Origin of the sequence: Plantactinospora solaniradicis (assembly GCF_042658085.1) — a bacterium.
Taxonomy (GTDB): domain Bacteria; phylum Actinomycetota; class Actinomycetes; order Mycobacteriales; family Micromonosporaceae; genus Plantactinospora; species Plantactinospora solaniradicis.
This window is the reverse complement of the sequence record NZ_JBHSPR010000029.1, coordinates 74,578-90,608: the sequence shown is the minus strand read 5'-3', so window position 1 is coordinate 90,608 and position 16,031 is coordinate 74,578. Positions and strand designations below refer to the sequence as shown.

At 71.2% G+C, this 16,031-nt stretch carries 17 protein-coding genes; 8 read left to right on the top strand and 9 right to left on the bottom strand.

The features are described from left to right. A partial coding sequence (locus ACFP2T_RS28245; protein ID WP_465264276.1) for a class III lanthionine synthetase LanKC N-terminal domain-containing protein occupies positions 1-891 on the bottom strand: 891 nt, incomplete at its 3' end. A 384-nt stretch (positions 892-1,275) separates the two neighbouring features. On the opposite strand from ACFP2T_RS28245, the gene ACFP2T_RS28240 reads away from it, so the two are divergent. The 3 genes from ACFP2T_RS28240 (at position 1,276) to ACFP2T_RS28230 (ending at position 4,808) form a co-directional block, all read left to right on the top strand. After that, on the top strand, positions 1,276-1,770 hold the full coding sequence (locus ACFP2T_RS28240) for a hypothetical protein (protein WP_377426790.1): 495 nt from the start codon (positions 1,276-1,278) through the stop codon (positions 1,768-1,770). Between the two features lie 28 nt (positions 1,771-1,798). Beyond that, complete coding sequence (locus tag ACFP2T_RS28235) at positions 1,799-4,054, top strand: sensor histidine kinase (RefSeq protein ID WP_377426788.1); 2,256 nt, start codon at positions 1,799-1,801, stop codon at positions 4,052-4,054. 85 nt (positions 4,055-4,139) lie between these two features. Further along, positions 4,140-4,808 (top strand): response regulator, encoded by a 669-nt coding sequence (locus tag ACFP2T_RS28230; protein ID WP_377426786.1) that lies wholly within the window; start codon positions 4,140-4,142, stop codon positions 4,806-4,808. A gap of 74 nt (positions 4,809-4,882) precedes the next feature. Here the strand turns inward: ACFP2T_RS28230 and ACFP2T_RS28225 are convergent, their stop codons facing one another. From ACFP2T_RS28225 to ACFP2T_RS28210, 4 genes are all read right to left on the bottom strand, one after another. After that, positions 4,883-5,695: an endonuclease/exonuclease/phosphatase family protein gene (locus tag ACFP2T_RS28225; protein WP_377426784.1), complete on the bottom strand. Its 813-nt coding sequence runs from the start codon at positions 5,693-5,695 to the stop codon at positions 4,883-4,885. Between the two features lie 57 nt (positions 5,696-5,752). After that, positions 5,753-7,303, bottom strand: a complete 1,551-nt coding sequence (locus ACFP2T_RS28220; RefSeq protein ID WP_377426781.1) for a phosphatase PAP2 family protein — start codon at positions 7,301-7,303, stop codon at positions 5,753-5,755. A gap of 62 nt (positions 7,304-7,365) precedes the next feature. Then, complete coding sequence (locus ACFP2T_RS28215) at positions 7,366-8,457, bottom strand: YihY/virulence factor BrkB family protein (protein WP_377426779.1); 1,092 nt, start codon at positions 8,455-8,457, stop codon at positions 7,366-7,368. A 104-nt stretch (positions 8,458-8,561) separates the two neighbouring features. Continuing rightward, a complete protein-coding gene (locus ACFP2T_RS28210; RefSeq protein WP_377426777.1) occupies positions 8,562-9,566 on the bottom strand; it encodes a diacylglycerol/lipid kinase family protein in 1,005 nt (334 codons plus the stop codon). A gap of 114 nt (positions 9,567-9,680) precedes the next feature. On the opposite strand from ACFP2T_RS28210, the gene ACFP2T_RS28205 reads away from it, so the two are divergent. Next, complete coding sequence (locus ACFP2T_RS28205; protein WP_377426775.1) at positions 9,681-10,193, top strand: DinB family protein; 513 nt, start codon at positions 9,681-9,683, stop codon at positions 10,191-10,193. Positions 10,194-10,288: 95 nt separating this feature from the next. Here ACFP2T_RS28205 and ACFP2T_RS28200 read toward each other — a convergent pair whose 3' ends face one another. Continuing rightward, positions 10,289-10,873 (bottom strand): Clp protease N-terminal domain-containing protein, encoded by a 585-nt coding sequence (locus tag ACFP2T_RS28200; protein ID WP_377426772.1) that lies wholly within the window; start codon positions 10,871-10,873, stop codon positions 10,289-10,291. Next, on the bottom strand, positions 10,870-11,106 hold the full coding sequence (locus tag ACFP2T_RS28195) for a helix-turn-helix domain-containing protein (protein ID WP_377426770.1): 237 nt from the start codon (positions 11,104-11,106) through the stop codon (positions 10,870-10,872). Before ACFP2T_RS28195 ends, ACFP2T_RS28200 begins: the two co-directional genes overlap by 4 nt. Before the next feature lie 288 nt (positions 11,107-11,394). Between ACFP2T_RS28195 and ACFP2T_RS28190 the strand changes: the two genes are divergently transcribed. Both ACFP2T_RS28190 and ACFP2T_RS28185 read left to right on the top strand, forming a co-directional pair. Beyond that, positions 11,395-12,093: a class I SAM-dependent methyltransferase gene (locus ACFP2T_RS28190; RefSeq protein ID WP_377426768.1), complete on the top strand. Its 699-nt coding sequence runs from the start codon at positions 11,395-11,397 to the stop codon at positions 12,091-12,093. 63 nt (positions 12,094-12,156) lie between these two features. Then, positions 12,157-12,591 (top strand): VOC family protein, encoded by a 435-nt coding sequence (locus ACFP2T_RS28185; RefSeq protein ID WP_377426766.1) that lies wholly within the window; start codon positions 12,157-12,159, stop codon positions 12,589-12,591. Positions 12,592-12,653: 62 nt separating this feature from the next. Here the strand turns inward: ACFP2T_RS28185 and ACFP2T_RS28180 are convergent, their stop codons facing one another. Further along, the gene (locus ACFP2T_RS28180) at positions 12,654-13,253 is read right to left on the bottom strand and encodes an NADPH-dependent FMN reductase (protein WP_377426764.1); all 600 of its coding nucleotides are present in this window, start codon (positions 13,251-13,253) and stop codon (positions 12,654-12,656) included. A 114-nt stretch (positions 13,254-13,367) separates the two neighbouring features. Between ACFP2T_RS28180 and ACFP2T_RS28175 the strand changes: the two genes are divergently transcribed. Further along, positions 13,368-14,207 (top strand): helix-turn-helix domain-containing protein, encoded by an 840-nt coding sequence (locus tag ACFP2T_RS28175; protein WP_377426762.1) that lies wholly within the window; start codon positions 13,368-13,370, stop codon positions 14,205-14,207. A gap of 25 nt (positions 14,208-14,232) precedes the next feature. Here the strand turns inward: ACFP2T_RS28175 and ACFP2T_RS28170 are convergent, their stop codons facing one another. Next, positions 14,233-14,856 carry a bifunctional 4-hydroxy-2-oxoglutarate aldolase/2-dehydro-3-deoxy-phosphogluconate aldolase gene (locus ACFP2T_RS28170; protein WP_377426760.1) on the bottom strand — a complete coding sequence of 208 codons (624 nt, stop codon included), beginning with the start codon at positions 14,854-14,856 and terminating at the stop codon, positions 14,233-14,235. Between the two features lie 167 nt (positions 14,857-15,023). On the opposite strand from ACFP2T_RS28170, the gene ACFP2T_RS28165 reads away from it, so the two are divergent. Beyond that, entirely contained in the window at positions 15,024-15,983 is a 960-nt protein-coding gene (locus ACFP2T_RS28165) for a PP2C family protein-serine/threonine phosphatase (protein WP_377426758.1), read from the top strand. Positions 15,984-16,031 lie beyond the last annotated feature (48 nt).

Below are 16,031 nucleotides of genomic sequence, written 5' to 3'. Positions count from 1 at the left end.
CGACCCGGCCGCCCCCGTTGTCCCCGGTGCCCCCGGTGTCCCGGGCACCCCCGTCGACCGGGCGGGGTCGACAGGGCCGATCGGGCCAATAGGGCCGATCGGGCCGATGGGCCCCGTTCCCATCGTCTGCATCGACGCGACCGACCACCTCGACCCGGTCCCGCTCGCCGGTCGGCTCGGCCCGACCGTGGCCGGTGCCCGCCACTCCGGCGACGAGTCGAAGGGCATCTCCACCCACGGCGGTGGACGGAAGACCGCCTCGCAGCGGTCCTCGACCAGGTTGCCGAACGGGCTGACGACACAGCGACGGTGCCCACCGTCGTTGTCGAGCACTCCGACACCGGCGAACGCGCCGTAGCGGTAGTGCACCACGCCGCCCGCCCGGTACGGCTGGTCGGAGAGGATCGCCGGGCCGACCATTCCCACCGTCGCCTCGTCGAGCCGCTTCGCGAGTTCCCGGAACAGCTCGTCCGTCGCCGGGTAGGCGGTGAGGAACTTCCCCGCACCGGGCCTGGGCGCCCACGGCCCGTTGAGGGCGGCGAGCCCGGACAGGGTGGCGACGTACTCGAAGGCGGTGTCGGTCTCGACCAGCAGTGGAGCACAGGCCGCCAGCACCTCCGGCGCGGACAGTACGGTCGCCGACACGTGCAGCTTCCAGCCCTGTACCCGGTGCACCGGCGTCGGCGGGGTGACCGCGTCCCGCCCGTCCCGCCGGTGCACGGTCCAGCCGGCCAGGCTGATCCGGGCCAACAGGTCGGCGACCAGCCCGGCCGGCTCGGGCAGCCCGTCCCAGGGCCCGGCGTCGGCGCCGTCCGCGCCGAACACCTGCCCGCCGAGCCGCGCGGCCCGGCCGGAACCACGGCCCTCGATGGCCGACGACTCGGTCGTCATGCGTCTCCCCATCTGCCGGTTGCCGAGATGCCGGCCGTGGTGAGTGGCGGCTGGCACCGTCGAAGAGCCTGCCGACCGGCGCCATCGAGGCGGCATCGGTCGGATATCGAGCGCCGGTCGGTCGATACCCCGAACCCCGACCGGCATGGCACCGTCCATCCGCGACGCCGCCTCGGCCTCGGGGAACGATCCGAATCGCCCGCCGACCGGTTTTTCCCGACTCGACCGGGACACGGGTCCCGGGTCTGCGGGACGTCGGACGGGACATGATGCGTTGCCGACGGAGCGTCCCGTACCGCGTTGTATCCCGGGCCTAGGCTGCGGGAGGACACCCGTCACCCACCAGCGCTGAATACCGTCGAATATGGATATGAGGGGAGTGTCATGACCGCAAGACCGACTCGCCCGGCCCGAGCCACGGACATCGCGCCGATCATCATCGCCAGCGACAACAGCTTCGCCCACGCCTACGGCAGTGTGGCGGAGATGCTGAGTGAGAAGGACATCGGTGCCAAGTCCCAGGGCGCCCTGGAGTTCTTCGACCTCGCGGGTCGCCGACTCGCACCGGTGCTCAGTCAGGCCTGGGAGCTGGAGGGACTCCTTCCCACGCTCGACGATCCCGAGCCCGAGCTGGTCCAGGCCCGACTCCAGGCCGTGATTCAGCACGTCCGCGACTACATCCGGCGCAATCCCGACGTGCTCGCCGATTCGGGCATGTCCGTACGGGGTGCCCTCGATGCCCTGCCCGAGATCGGTGCGGGGACGCTTGCCGAGGACGCCGCGAAGTTCCCGGGGGGCGGGACGGACTCGGACACCATGCTGAGGACGGACGGTAACTGGCTCCACAACGCAATGCACGCCGCCGGCTGGGCACACTGAGGCCAGGAGATCAGGGGTCCGAGGGGTGATGTCAACCAACGCCACGCGACGCTGGCCCGCTCGTCGGATCCTGGTGCTGGCCGGCGCGTTCGCCGCCGCCGTACTGGTTCTGGCCGGGCAGTGGTTCGGCGACAGCGAAGTCCGGAGCACCAATACCGCGCTGACCGCGGTGATCGCGGTCGCGTTCGCCAGCCTGGGCGCACTGGTCCTGGTCGGCATGCCCGGGCATCTCGTGGGCCGGCTCATGCTCGCCGCCGGGGGGGCGGCGAGCGTGGGCGTGCTCTCCGAGAGCTGGCCGAGCTGGCTCGTCCTCGACTGGCTCAGTCAATGGTCCTGGTGGCCGCCGTACGGGCTGATCTTCCTCGCCCTGCTGGTCTTCCCGGACGGGCGGCTTCCGTCCGCACGCTGGAAGCCGCTCGTCTGGGTGATCGCCGGCGCCAGCGCGATCGCGACCGTCGCCTTCGCCGTCGCCGCCCTCGACGACCCTCGGAACCTGATGAACACCGAGACGCCGGGCGAGGCCGTGACCGACCGGGCCCAGCTTCTGGTCCGGATCGGGCTGCTCGCAGTCGGGGTCGCCGGGATCGGCCTGCTCGGTGTGCTCGCCTCGCTGGTGGTCCGCTGGCGCCGGGCGGACGGGGACGGCCGGGCCCAGTTGGCCTGTCTGTTCGCCTCCGGCGTCCTGCTGGTGCTCGGCCTGGTGCTCGACACGATCGACCTGCCCGGAGCGTGGGTGATCATGGTTGTGGCGCTGCCGGCCGGTATGTCCATCGCGGTGCTGCGCTACCGGTTGTACGGGTTGGACCAGGTCATCAACCGGACCATCGTCTGGTTGGTGATGAGCCTGCTGGTGATCGCCGGGTTCGTCGGGTTGATCACGCTGCTGCGTGACCTGCTGATGGCGGGCGACACCTCGAACGCCTCACTGGTCGCGACCGGGCTGATCGCGGTCGCCTTCGAACCGGTGCGCGGCCGGGTCCAGCGTGGAGTCAACCGGCTGCTCTACGGTGACCGGGACGACCCGTACCAGGTGATAGCGCGGCTCGGCGACCTGCTCGGCCGTACGGTCGAGCCGAACGCGGTACTTCCGCTGCTGACCGGGACCATCGCGCGCTCCCTGAAGGTGCCGCACGTCTCGGTCGAGGTCGAGGGGCGCGACGGGCCCAGGATCCTCGCGGCGCACGGCATCGCGAACACGACGGTCGAGTCGTTCGACATGGTCACCCGGGGGGAACGGGTCGGCCGCCTGATCGTCGCGACCCGTAGTTCGGCCAGCCGGTTCACTCCGGTCGAGCGGCGGCTGCTGAAGGACCTGGCGCTGCACGCGGCGGTGGCGGCCGACGCCGTCCGGCTCATCCACGACCTGCAGGACTCCCGGGAGCGGCTGATCACCGCCCGGGAGGAGGAGCGGCGACGGTTGCGCCGCGACCTGCACGACGGGCTGGGGCCGACGCTGGCCGGCATGGCGATGCAGGTACGCGCCGCACAGAAGCTCGTCGCCGAACAGCCCCGGACCGGTCGGATCCTCGACGCGCTCGCGGCGGACCTCCAGACCTGCACCGCCGAGGTACGTCAACTCGTCGACCAGCTCCGGCCGCCAGCCCTGGACCGGGGACTCGCGGCAGCGCTGCGCAACGAGTGCGGCCGGTTCGAGAGTTCGACGCTGTCGGTCCGGTTGCAGGTCGAGGGGAACCTGCAGGGACTGCCGGCGGCGATCGAGGTGGCCGCGTACCGGATCGTCGCGGAGGCGCTGACCAACGTGACCCGGCACTCCCAGGCCAGGACCTGCTGGGTGAACGTCGACCGGGACCGCGCGCTGACGCTGGAGGTCTTCGACGACGGTGTCGGGCTTGGCCCGCGCCGACCGGGCGGGGTCGGCCTCGACTCCATGCGGGAACGGGCGACCGAACTCGGCGGCGACTTCGAGATCACCGAGCGCACGCCACATGGCACGTCGATCCGGGTCCGGCTGCCGTTTCAGCCGGCAAACATCGACCAGCCGCCCGCCGGACCAGCACACGACGTCCCATCCACTATCGACCGTGCGACCACCAGCCCTCCGGTCGGCGATCTCCCGACCATCGGCCGGACGGATACCGGCAGCGGGCCCGAGCCGGTACTCGACGGCGCCGACGGGTGTTGGGGAACTGCCCACCGATCCGTAGCCGAGCCGGTACCGGATGTGCCGGAACCGCGCGCCGGTAAGTCTCAGCCGGCCGCCGCCGGCCAGGTCAACGGCGTCAACGGCCAGACTCCGGACAGCGACGCGGGCCGGCTCGGGTAGCCGGCTACGCTGAACCCGCGATGGCTGAGCCGGCGTCGTGGATGGACCAATGCCGACGCCGGCTCCGCCCAGGACGCGGCGGTGCGTGCAGAGGCGGGCGACGAGCATGGTGCACGGTGGACGGATCCTTATCGTCGACGACCACCCGGTCGTGCGGCGGGGCCTGCGAACCATGCTCGAGGGCGAGTCGTGGGTGAGCGACGTATTCGAGGCGTCGACCACCGCCGAGGCGCTCACCTCCGCCGTCACCAACCAGGTCCAGGTGATAGCGATGGACGTCGCGCTGCCGGACGGGGACGGGGTCGACGCCACCCAGCGGATCATGCTGTCCTGCCCGGACGTCAAGGTCCTGATGCTGACGATGGCCAACGACGAGGAGATCGTGGCCCGGGCTCTGCGTGCGGGCGCCCGGGGGTACGTGCTCAAGGACACCGACCCGGACGCGGTGATCGACGCCCTGCGTACCGTCGCCCAGGGCGGTGTCGTGCTGGGGCCGGGCATCGGGACATCGGTGCTCACCACGCTGCAACGCGGTCCGGCCGAGCTGCCCGCCCCGTTCAACCAGCTCACCTCGCGGGAGCGGGACATCCTCGGGCGCCTGGCCCTGGGTGACACCAATGCCCGGATCGCCCGGCACTTCGGGCTGAGCGAGAAGACGGTACGCAACCAGCTCTCCGCGATCTTCGCGAAGCTCGGCGTCGCCGACCGGGTACAGGCGGCCCTGCTCGCCCGCGACGTCGGTCTCGGCGCCTGACCCGGGGGCCCACCCCCGGCCGTGCCCGCGTCCGGGCTCGGCCTCGGCGGCTTGCCGGGCGGGCGCGTCCGGGCTCACCGGAAGTCCAGGTCGAACTCGGCGACGAGTGGATAGTGGTCGGACGCGGACTCCGCCGCGCCGCCGGTGACGACCCGGCACGGCCCGGCCAGCCGGGCGAGCGGCGGGGTGGCGAGCAGATAGTCGAGTCGCATTCCGGAGAATTCCGCCCCGCCGCCTCCGGTGGTGGGCACGGTGTTTTGGACCTGGACGCCCGGCCGCCGGAACAGGTCGACGAAGCCGGCCCGGTCGAGCGCGGCGATCGTACGGGTGTCCACCGTCACCCCGTCCGGCAGCAGGTGCCGGCCCCGGTACCCGGGGCGCAGCCGACCGATCCGCTCGTCGTGCCCGGTCCACGGGTCGAGCGAGTTCAGGTCGCCCATCAGCAGCACGAGGCGGTCCGGCAGCGGCCCGGTGTCCGGTCCGGCCCGACGCGCCCCGGCGATCAGCCAGCCGGCCTCGCGCAGCCGGCGCCGCCCGGAGTACGGATCCAAGTGGGTACTGAGCACGGTCAACGGTCCCCGGTCCGTGTCGATCACCACCCGTTGCGCGCCGTGGTGGAACGGTCGACGTACCGGTCTCGCCGCGAGGACCCGGCCGGGCGGCCGGACCAGCACCGCCACCGGTTGCCCGAGCCATCCTCCGGCCAGGTACGGCCGCATCCCGAGCCGCTGCGCGACCGAGTCGAGCCGGCGGCGGTTCCGGCGGAGGCCGCGAAGCTCCTGCAACGCCAGCACATCCGGCCGCTGCTCGACGACGACGTCAAGAATCCGGCCGAGGCGGCTCGGGTCGCCGCCGTCCAGGCCACCGGTCTTGATGTTGTACGTCATCACCCGCAACCGGCTCCCACCCCCCCTCTCGACCCGTCCGGCCCCGGCGTCCGGGTCTCAGTCGGACCGGGCGGCGCGGGCGAGTTCGTCGTCGAGCTGCTCCAGCCCTGCCGGGCTCTCCGGCGGCGTCCGCTCCGGCGAGGTCGTTGCCGGCGGCTCTCCCCGACCTTCCGCCGTCCCCCGCCGGCCGTCGTCGGCCCGCAACTCCTCGTTGGGGCGTACGACCAGCCATAGCACGCCGATCCAGGCAATCGTGAGCAGCAGGGCACCGGCGAAGTCACTCGGGTGGTGCATGCCCCGGTACATCCGGGAGGCCGCCACCGCGAGCGGCATGACGATCGCGGCGACCACGGTCAGCCACCGCCACCACCGGTCGGTACGCGGCATCACCAACAGCGCGATCGCCACCCAGAGGCACATGGTGGCCGCGATGTGCCCGGACGGGAAGGACGCGGTCGGCAGCGGGCCGTCCAGGTGCGGCACCTCGGGACGGGGCCGGTCCACCGCGCGGGCGGAGGCGAGGAAGAGGGTGAGTTCGCCGAACATGGTCAACGCGAGGAACAGCACCGGTCGCCAGCGCCGCCAGAACGCCAGTGCGAGCGGGCAGAAGATCAGCGAGACCAGCAGGATGGCGTGGGTGTCACCGGCCTTGCTCGCCCAGTGGCTGACATCGTTGAGGGTGTCGGTCCGGTGCGCGGCGAACCATTCCGGCACCGCGTGGTCGAGCGTGTCGACGAAGGTGCCGTCGGCGTAGTAGCTGACCAGCATGCCGAAGGCGTACAGGGCGCCGAAGACCAGCACCCAGCCGGTGAGCACCTCGGCGACGGCGACCCGGGGATGCGGCAGCACGTGCTCCTCGGCCGGTGCGGGTGCGATCTCCCGTCCCGCCTCCGGCTCCAGCCCCTCCCCCAGCGGCCGGACCGGCCGACCGCGCTCACGGCGCCACAGCCGGAAGGCGTACGCGGTCACGCCCAGCCAGGCCAGGCCGAGCAGCCAGCCGGCGAGGACGTCCGAGAGGTAGTGCACGCCGAGCGCGATCCGGGTCAGGCCGACCGCCGCCACCACCACGGCCACGATGCCGATCGCCGCTCGGCGCCACCGCCGCTGCATCGCCGGCAGGAAGACCAGCAGCAGAGCACCGTAGGCGACGATCGATCCGAGGGCGTGCCCGCTCGGGAAGCTGTTCCCCGGCGCGGAGGCCACCGGGATGTCGACCACCGGGCGCAACCGGCCGACCAGCGTCTTCAGCGAGGGGTCGAGCATCAGCGCACCGACCCCGGTCACGATCAGATAGAAGGCGAGCCGGCCCTGCCGCCGGATCAGCAGGCCCACCACCGCGATGGTGACCAGCCAGATCATGATCGGCCGACCGCCCAGTGAACTGACCGCCTGGAGCACGGTGACCAGCCCGCCGTACGACGAGACCAGCTCGTTGAACCACGCGGCGGTCTCGTGGTCGGCCTGGTACAGCGGGTCCCAGCGGAGCCGCACCAGCATCAGCAGGATGCCGAACCCGACGCCGGTTCCGGCGACGACGGCGAACCCGGCCAGGCTCCGCTCCGCGAAATGCCCCAGGGGTCGTCGCAACACTTCGCTGACCGTGGCCACGCCAGAACTCCCTTCTCGGGTCTGGCCTGCCCGGTACCCGCCGCGCGGACTGCGTACACCCGTCAGCCGTCGCGGGGCTCTCCGCTCCCGCCGGTCCCGACCGCGTCCGGCAGCCGTTTCTCCCTGGTCCGGGGTGCGGACGCGGCTCGGCCGAGAGTGCCCTCGGGATCGATGTCGGCCATGTCCTGGTCCGCCTGGTCCGGTTCCCAGCGGTCCGGCTCGGCGGGCTCGTGCTCGCCGAGCCGCAGCGCCTCCAACTGGGCGGCGAAGGCCAGACCACCGAAGAGCGCGATCCCGGTCAGGTTTGCCCACAGCAACAGCGCCATCATCCCGGTCAGCGCGCCGTAGGTGGCGTCGAACGCGTCGCTGTAGCTGACGTAACCGGCGAGCAGGACGCTGGCCAGCCACCACAACGCGGTGGTGAAGCCGGCCCCGAACAACAGCCAGGAGAGCCCCGGCTGACGGCGGCGCGGCGCGTGCCGGAACAGCACCGCGACGGCGAAGATGGTCAGCCCGAGACTCAGCGGCCAGCGCACGATGTCCCAGGTGAGATCGACCTGGGGACCCCACCAGTCGTAGTGCTCCCGGACCGAGTCGCCGAGCGCGCCGCCGCCGACCAGGATGAAGAAGCCGACCAGCGCCGGTGCCCCGGCAAAGAGCGCCAGCGTGCCGGCCCGGAGGTACTTCCACAGCGCCGGCCGGTCCCGCTCCACCCCGTATATCCGGTTCGCCCCGCGCTCGACCTGGGCCATCGTCGTGGTCAGCGCGACGAAGCCGGTGAGCAGGCCGAGCGTCAGCGCCAGCTCGCCGGCGTCCTCGGTCTTCTCCGAGTCGACGAGCAGGTCCTTGACGACGCCGTCACTCGCGCCCGGGGTCAGCGCGATGACGGTGTCGGCGACCACGAGGCCGCCCTCGTCCACCCCGAGGTCGCTGATCAGACCGGACAGGGCGATCAGGAACGGCACCACGGCGAGACAGAGTTGGAGGGCCAGCGCCCGGGAGTGGCTGAACGCGTCGCCGTACCGGAACCGGATGAAGGCGTCCCGGATCAGGTGCCAGCCACCGTGCCGGCGCAGGACGTGCCAGGCGTCGTCGGCGGAGAGCTCCTCGTCCGCCATCAGCCGGGTCTCCGGAACCAGTTTGGTGCTACTCACCGTGCCCTACCTCGCCTCGCCCCCGAACCTCACCCAGAAAACTCATCGGGGCCCGCCTTTCGTTCGTGACTGCGGGGCTCGCAAACCCGGCTCACTCCTCGCACTCACCGGGCTTCCTCCACGCGGCGTTCGCCTCGTTCGGCCGCCGCGTCCGCGTCCACCGCCAGGTCCGGTTCGGTCGCCGGCTGCGGTACGCAGAGCCAGAGCGCGGCGGGGCGTACCGTCACCCGCAGCGAACGGCCGGCGGAAATGACGTCGCCGTCCAGTTCACGCGGTTGCGCCCGGTTACTGGTGATCGTGACGCGCCGGCCGCGTAGCACCTCCATCCGGGGCACCCGGCTGCGGCGCCGGAGCACCGCCCAGCCGAGCGACAGCCAGTGGTTGAGCGTCCGTGGGGTGAGCACCGCGACGTCCAGGAAGCCGTCGTCCGGCTCGGCGTCGGCCAGCAGTCGTACCCCGCCCTGTAGCCGCCCGACGTTGGCGACCAGAACGGTCCGGGCCCGGCGCCGTCGCGGCGGCTGGTCGTCGATCCGGATCGACACCTTCATCGGCCGGTCCCGCAGGTGACGCATCGCCCCGACGACGTACGCGGGCCAGCCGACCCGGGCCTTGGTGGTCTCCGAGGTGGCGGCGAGCATCTGCGCGTCAAAGCCCATCCCGGCCATCACCGCGAAGACCTGGTCCTCGCAGACGCCGACGTCGATCCGTCGCCGGCCCCGTTCGAGCGCCACCTCGATGCCGGCGGCGAGATCGTTCGAGAGTCCCAGGTTGGCGGCGAGCAGGTTGCCGGTCCCGGAGGGCAGGATGGCCATCGCCACCTCGGTGCCGGCCAGGGCGCCGACGCAGGACATCACGGTGCCGTCGCCGCCGCAGACGAAGAGCACCTCGGCTCCGGCCTCGATGGCCTGCCGTGCCTGGCCCTGCCCCGGGTCCTCGGCGGTCGTGGTGTACCACGCCGGTTCCGGCCAACCCGCCGCGGTCAGCGTCTCGGTCACGGTCCGGCGCAGTCCGTCGATGTCGGTCTGCTTGACCGGGTTGACCACCACGGCGGACCGTGGTCCGCCGCTCCCGATCGTCGCGCCCCGCGCGCTCTCCTGTTGCCGCTTCACGGCCGCCAGTGTGCAGCAGCTTGCCACCGTCAGCGACCCGGAGGGGCGTGACGTACCGCGCACGGTGCGCCGTCGGTGCCGGCCTGGCCCGCGCCGGCCGATAGAGTACGGCCCATGGTCGATCCCCCGCTCGCCTTCGAGGAACTGGTAGCCACCGACGGCGAACGAGCGGTGTGGGAGGCGTTCCTCGACTGCCAGCGCCGGGAACTCGTGGAGAAGATCGCCGGGGTGTCGGACGAGGATGCCCGGCGCCGCCTCGTACCGTCGCTGACCACGCTCGGCGGGCTGCTCAAGCACCTGTCGGTGGTCGAGCGGAGCTGGTTCCAGCGCCGGATGGCGCAGCGCGACCCGGCCGACATCGCCGGTTGGGTGGACGGTGGCGACCCGAGCTGGACGCTCGGCCCGGACGACACGGTCAAGAGCCTGCTCAGCGAGTACGCCGAGGCGTGCGCGGAGTCGCGACGGGTGGCTGCCGGCTTCGCCCTCGACGACGCGGTGCCGCACGCTCGGCTGGGCCGGGTCTCGCTGCGATGGATCTACGCGCACATGATCGAGGAGACCGCCCGGCACGCGGGGCACGCCGACATCCTCCGCGAACAGTTGGAGCAGAGCCGGTCGACCGGCTGAACGCGGTGCGTACCGGCTGGTCGGGCTGAGCCGGTCGGGCTGAGCCGGCGGGGTAGCGCCGCTGGCCCGGGGCGCCCCGGGCCGGCGTATCCGGTTCAGGCGGCCTGGTCGAGGGAGCTGATCGTCCGGCGGCGAAGTTCGGCGAGGTCCAGACCGGCCTCGGTGAGGACGAGCGCGGCCAGGCCGTTTCCCTCTCGGATCAGCCCGAGCAGGATGTGCTCGGCCCCGATCTGCCGGTGCCTGAGGTGGACCGCCTCCCGCAGGGCCAGCTCCAGCACCTTCTTGGCCCGGGACGAGAACGGGCTGGAGAGATCCCATCCGCTGAAGAGTCCGCGTCGGTCACGTCGGGGCGGTGGCGGCTCCAGCGCCCCGACCCCGAACGACTCCTCGACCTTGGAACGCACCGCGTCCAGGTCGATGCCGATCGACCGCAGCGCCTCCGCGTCGCGGTCGCCGAGTTCCTCCGTGTCCCGGCCGACCTTCCGGTCGATCTCCGCGATCACCCGCTCCGGGTCGACGCCGGCCTGTCGTAGCAGGCCCGCGACGGAACTCCTCTCCTCGTCGAGCAGCGCGAGCAGCAGGTGCTCGGTGCCGACGCTGCGGTGCCCCCACCGGTCGCGCTCCACCACGGCCCCCCGGACCACGTCGCGGGCCTGCACCGTGAACCGCTCGAACATCATGAACCTCCCTGGGTACGCGCCACCGGGCGTCCGGCGTGCTTCTTGTGTACGCCCTGCTTGCTGACTTCCAGCACGTCGGCGATCTCCTGCCAGGACCAGCCCTGGCGCCGGGCGTTGTCGACCTGGACGTCCTCCAGGCGTTCCAACAACCGGCGCAGGGCCACCACCGCTCGCAGCCCGACCCGTGGGTCGGTGCTGCCGGCCGCCGCCGCCAGATCCGTTGCCTGACTCATGTTGTCAACTTAGGTTGACAACCCACGTCTGTCAACCCCAGTTGACAGACGTGCGCGGCTAAACTTGATACGCCGGGGCTGTGAGCAGGCTGTCCGGCCGTCGTGTCCGGAATCAGAGATCTGGCGTTTGCCTCGCCGCAGGCGGCGACTTTCGTGGCTCGGTCTCGCTGGATCTGTCGCTGATGGGTGCTCGGCATGTCGTCTGATCGAAGCTGGTGTGGAGGCCGGTAGCATGCGCGGCTCCCGAGATCTACGCTTCCACGCCAGCTCGACAGGAGGAGCCGAACGATGACGGAAACCGAGACAAGGCTGGAGGACGGCAACACCTCCGGGTCACGGAGCAGGAGAGCGGACGGCTGGTTGGCAGACACCCGGACCTCCTACGACACGGTCGCCGACAGCTACTCCGACTACACCCGGGAGGCGCTGGCCGGAGAGCCCTACCTACGCGCGGCGCTGGCGTTGTTCGCCGATCTGGTGCACGCCGTCGGCGGCGGGCCGGTCGCGGACGTGGGCTGCGGACCAGGACACGTCACTGCCCACCTACACAAGCTGGGCGTCGACGCCTTCGGCATCGATCTCTCACCCGCAATGATCGACATTGCCCGGCGGGAGCACCCTGACCTGCGGTTCGAGGTGGGATCGATGACGGAACTGCAATTCGCCGACGCCTCGGTCACCGCCCTGCTCGCCTTCTGGTCGTTGATCCACATCCCCGACAACGAGATTCCTGCGGTTCTTGGTCACTTCCGGCGGGTGCTGCGTCCCGGTGGACCTCTGTTGCTCGGCTTTCACGTCGGCGATGAGTCGCGGCTGAAGACGGAGGGCTACGGCGGTCATCCGATGAAGGTTTACGTGCACCGCCGCCAGCCCGACCGAGTGGCGACCTGGCTGCGCGATGCCGGATTCACGGTCAACGCTCAGATGCTGCTCGGCCTCGACGAGAGCCTTCCAGGAGCGGTCCTCTTCGCGCACCGCCAGCTCTAGCCTCGCCTGGCCGGGTGGCGGGCCCGTGGAGACGACGAAAGACCCCGCCTTTATGGTGGACCGATGCCATCGGTCAAGCAGATCCAGGTGACCTTCGACTGCGCGGAACCGGAGCGCGTCGCTCGTTTCTGGTGCGAGGTGTTGGGGTACGTCCTACCGCCGCCACCGGAGGGATTTGCCAGCTGGGACGATTTCAATCGCACGCTGCCGCCCGAGCAGCAGGGTTCATGGTCCGCATGCAGTGATCCCTCGGGTGTGGGCCCGCGACTGTTCTTCCAGCGCGTTCCCGAAGGCAAGGTCGTCAAAAATCGGGTGCACCTTGACGTGCGGGTCGGCACCGGGCTCGTGGGTGAAGAACGCGTGGCCAAGCTCGAGGCCGAATGCGCACGACTGGTCGCGCTCGGCGCGGTACGCGTCCGACTACTGCTTGCCGATGACAACAACGAGTCGTGCCTCGTGATGCAGGACGTCGAGGGCAACGAGTTCTGTCTCGACTGAGCGGCCGTCATTTGTCGATGATTGTGCATTAGGGGTGCGACCTTCGCATTCGCCACAACAACTCACGCTCCGCCTGGGTACGGTGCGGCGGTTCGGGCGGCACGCAGGGCAGTCGCCCACCAGGCGAGCTGTTCCAGGAGGGTCTTGGCGTAGCCGGCCGCTGCGGCGTCGAGAGGTGCACCGTCCTGCCAGGCGGTGAAGTAGTTCGGAAAGGCGAGCCCGTCACGGATGGTCACCGCGTGTAGTTCGGTGAGCACGTTCTCGAGATGAAGTACCGCGTGTCGGCCGCCGGCCGCGCCGCCGTAGCTGACGAACGCGACCGGCTTGGCGGTCCACTGGGTGAAGTGCCAGTCGATGAGTGCCTTCAGCGAGGCGGGGTAGCTGTGGTTGTACTCGGGTGTGACGATGATGAAGGCGTCCGCCTCGGCCAGCTTCGCGGTGACGCCCCGCATACCCTCGGGCCGGGGGTAGTCGTCACCCGCGAACTTCGGTGGCGCGGCAGGCAGAGACAACGGAATGTCGACGTCCGCCAGATCGAGGACATCGACCTCGAAACCGCCGTGCACCCGGGCGTGATCCGCCACCCACCCGGCGACGACCGGACCGAACCTGCCCTCGCGGACGCTGCCGATGATAACCACGAGCCTGCTCTTGTCATTCATGCCGTAAACGGTCCGTCGTCAGCGGCTAATCAACCAGACCGGGTGCAGGCTGGCCCCCGGAGGGCCACCCTGCACCCCGTCCCCGTCGACCGACCGCGACGTAGGCTCCAGAGCGTGAGTACGCCGTTGGGGACCTTCGTCCGGGCCAAGCGCGACAGCCTCCGACCGGAGGATCTGGGGCTTCCGGCGCACCAGCGACGACGCGCACCGGGGCTACGACGTTCCGAGCTGGCCGCACGAGCCGGGATAAGCGTCGAGTACCTCACCAGGATCGAGCAGGGCCGCGACCGCAACCCGTCCGAGCCCATCATCAGGGCCCTCGCCGACGCGCTCAGCCTCGATACAGCCGAACGCACCCATCTGCGCTACCTCGCCAAGATCAGCGGCGGTGCGTGTGCCGGCCACTCGCGGCCGACACCGCCCGATCGGACCGTACGGCCAGCTGTCCGACGGATACTCGAACTCCTTGAGCCCGGCATCGCCTTCGTCACCAACCGGCTGGGCGACGTCCTCGCCCACACCGACGGCTTCGCGATGGTCATGCGCGACACCGGGCTGCTGGACGCCGAGGAGCCCAACCTCACCAGATTCGTCTTCGCCCACCCACGGTCCAGGAGCATCTTCGTCCATTGGCACCAGGTGGCGGACGAGCAGGTCTTCAACCTGTGGCTCGGACCCTCGACCGAGAGCTTCGAATGGTTCACGGCCGACTTCGCGCCCGTCGCCGGCGCCGAATTCACCCGACGACTTCACCGCCACCTCCCCCCGCCCCGGGTGCCGCTCACGATCAACCACCCGCGCGCCAACCAGCTGCGATGGGAACGGGAAACGCTCGAACTGCCCACCCCTGATGCTCAACAGCTGGTCATCTGGCTACCCGCCGACGAGGCGACCGCTGCGGCGGTCGATCAGCTACGCCACCGCCCGCAGCGGGCCACACTCCGCGCGGTCTGACCCGGCCGCCCCCGGGTCGGCTTCGCTAGGAACCCACGATCGCGGCCCGGAAGGCTGCCGCCCGCAGCCGCAGGGAGTCCAGGTCGCCGCCGCGCGGAGCGCTTCCGAGCAGTGGTTCCGCCACTCCCACGGCGATCGCGCCGGCCGAGAGATATTCCGGTACCGACTCGACGTCCACCCCGCCGACCGGCACGAACGGCACGTCCGGGAACGGCTCCCGGAGCGTACGCAGGTACGCCGGCCCGCCCAGCGAGGCGGGAAACACCTTCACGGCGGCGGCGCCAGCCAGGCTGGCCGCGACCACCTCGGTCGGAGTCAGGGCGCCCACCAGGGCGGGGATGCCGAGCCGGACCGACTCGGCGACCGCCGGCACCAGTCCCGGTGTCACGACGAACGACGCACCCGCCTGTTCCGCCTGCACCACGTCCGCCTCGGTGAACACCATGCCGGCACCGAGTGGTGCGTCCGGCCCCAACTCGGCGCGGGCCCGTACCAGCACCCCGGCCTCGTCCTTGGAGGTCACCGCCACCTCGATCAGCGCGATCCCCGCCTCGGCCAGCACCAGTACGCTGTCCAGGGCCGCCTCCGGGTCCTCGCCCCGTACGACGGCCAGCAGCCGATGCCGTCGCAGCATCTCGGGCAGGTTCACGGCTCCATCCTCGCAGTCCGGCCCCGTCGTCGCGGCGGCATCGTGGCCATCCGTACACGGTGGACCTCACCCGGCCCGGCCGTACTCGGCCGAGACGAGCCGGGGTGAATTGGGATGATTCGCATATACCGCCCAGGCTGTTGGCGAATCCTGCTAACCTCCCCGCCATGCACCGAAGCCCTGTCACGGGTCCCGATCGGATGCCCGCCGAGGGCGACGTCACCCGTTCCTACACCCATGCCGGCCGCCGGCTGCACGTCGCCGGCGGCTCCCGGGTGGGTAACCGCTACGCGGCGAACTTCGACGTCCTGCACGTCGATCCGACGCTGCCGTTCCTGGCGGTGGCCGACGGAATGGGCGACGGTCGTGGCAGCACCGTGGCGGGCAGTACCACGATGCAGACCATGGTGGCCGCGGTGCACGCCGCAGGTCACGACATCGGCCCGGGTCAGCTCCGCGCGGCCATGGCCGAGGCGCAGTTCCGGGTCCGGACCGCCGGCGCCGAGCTGGGCGAACTGACCGGCTGCACCTTCACCGGCATGGTCCTCACCCCGACGGCGCCCGCCTCGTCGGGGCACGGGGCGCCGGCCGATGCGACTCCGGAGCCGCTGGCCGACGCCGAGCCGCCCGGTGCCGGCCAGCGGAGTTGGCTGCGCCGGACCCCGCCGTCGGCCCGGACGGCACCCGACGCGTCGGACCGGAGCGGCCCGGCGGCGCCGGAACCGGCCGCCTGGATCGTGCAGATCGGCGACTCCCGCGCCTACCGGCTGCGGGACGGCCTGCTCGAACTGCTGACCGTCGACCACACGGCCGCCTGGCTCGGTGCCGTCTACGGCTGGTACCCGGCCGACTCGCCAGCGGCCGCCGCCGCGCGCTACCAGCTCACCCGGTACGTGGGTCACCCCGGCAACCCGGAGCCGGATCTGTTGAGCGTCGCGCTCCGGCCGGGCGACGTCTACTGCCTCTGCACCGACGGCGTCGCCGAGCAGCTCGACTACCAGCGACTGGCCAATCGGCTCGGCGCGAGCACCAGCCCGGCCGAGGTGAGCCGCGCGATACTCGCCGACACTCTGGTCGCGGGCGGTCGGGACAACGCCACCATCGCCGTGTTACGGGTGGAGAACTGACGGCCCATCGGCCAGGCGCACGTACTGGGTGAATCCGGCACATCCGAC

What these genes read in the sequence shown, in the direction of transcription:
- ACFP2T_RS28225 (WP_377426784.1), bottom strand. Translation starts at nt 5,695, where the DNA reads ATGACGTACAACATCAAGACCGGTGGCCTGGACGGCGGCGACCCGAGC.
- ACFP2T_RS28180 (WP_377426764.1), bottom strand. Translation starts at nt 13,253, where the DNA reads ATGAATGACAAGAGCAGGCTCGTGGTTATCATCGGCAGCGTCCGCGAG.
- ACFP2T_RS28185 (WP_377426766.1), top strand. Translation starts at nt 12,157, where the DNA reads ATGCCATCGGTCAAGCAGATCCAGGTGACCTTCGACTGCGCGGAACCG.
- ACFP2T_RS28190 (WP_377426768.1), top strand. Translation starts at nt 11,395, where the DNA reads ATGACGGAAACCGAGACAAGGCTGGAGGACGGCAACACCTCCGGGTCA.
- ACFP2T_RS28235 (WP_377426788.1), top strand. Translation starts at nt 1,799, where the DNA reads ATGTCAACCAACGCCACGCGACGCTGGCCCGCTCGTCGGATCCTGGTG.
- ACFP2T_RS28205 (WP_377426775.1), top strand. Translation starts at nt 9,681, where the DNA reads ATGGTCGATCCCCCGCTCGCCTTCGAGGAACTGGTAGCCACCGACGGC.
- ACFP2T_RS28240 (WP_377426790.1), top strand. Translation starts at nt 1,276, where the DNA reads ATGACCGCAAGACCGACTCGCCCGGCCCGAGCCACGGACATCGCGCCG.
- ACFP2T_RS28195 (WP_377426770.1), bottom strand. Translation starts at nt 11,106, where the DNA reads ATGAGTCAGGCAACGGATCTGGCGGCGGCGGCCGGCAGCACCGACCCA.
- ACFP2T_RS28165 (WP_377426758.1), top strand. Translation starts at nt 15,024, where the DNA reads ATGCACCGAAGCCCTGTCACGGGTCCCGATCGGATGCCCGCCGAGGGC.
- ACFP2T_RS28200 (WP_377426772.1), bottom strand. Translation starts at nt 10,873, where the DNA reads ATGATGTTCGAGCGGTTCACGGTGCAGGCCCGCGACGTGGTCCGGGGG.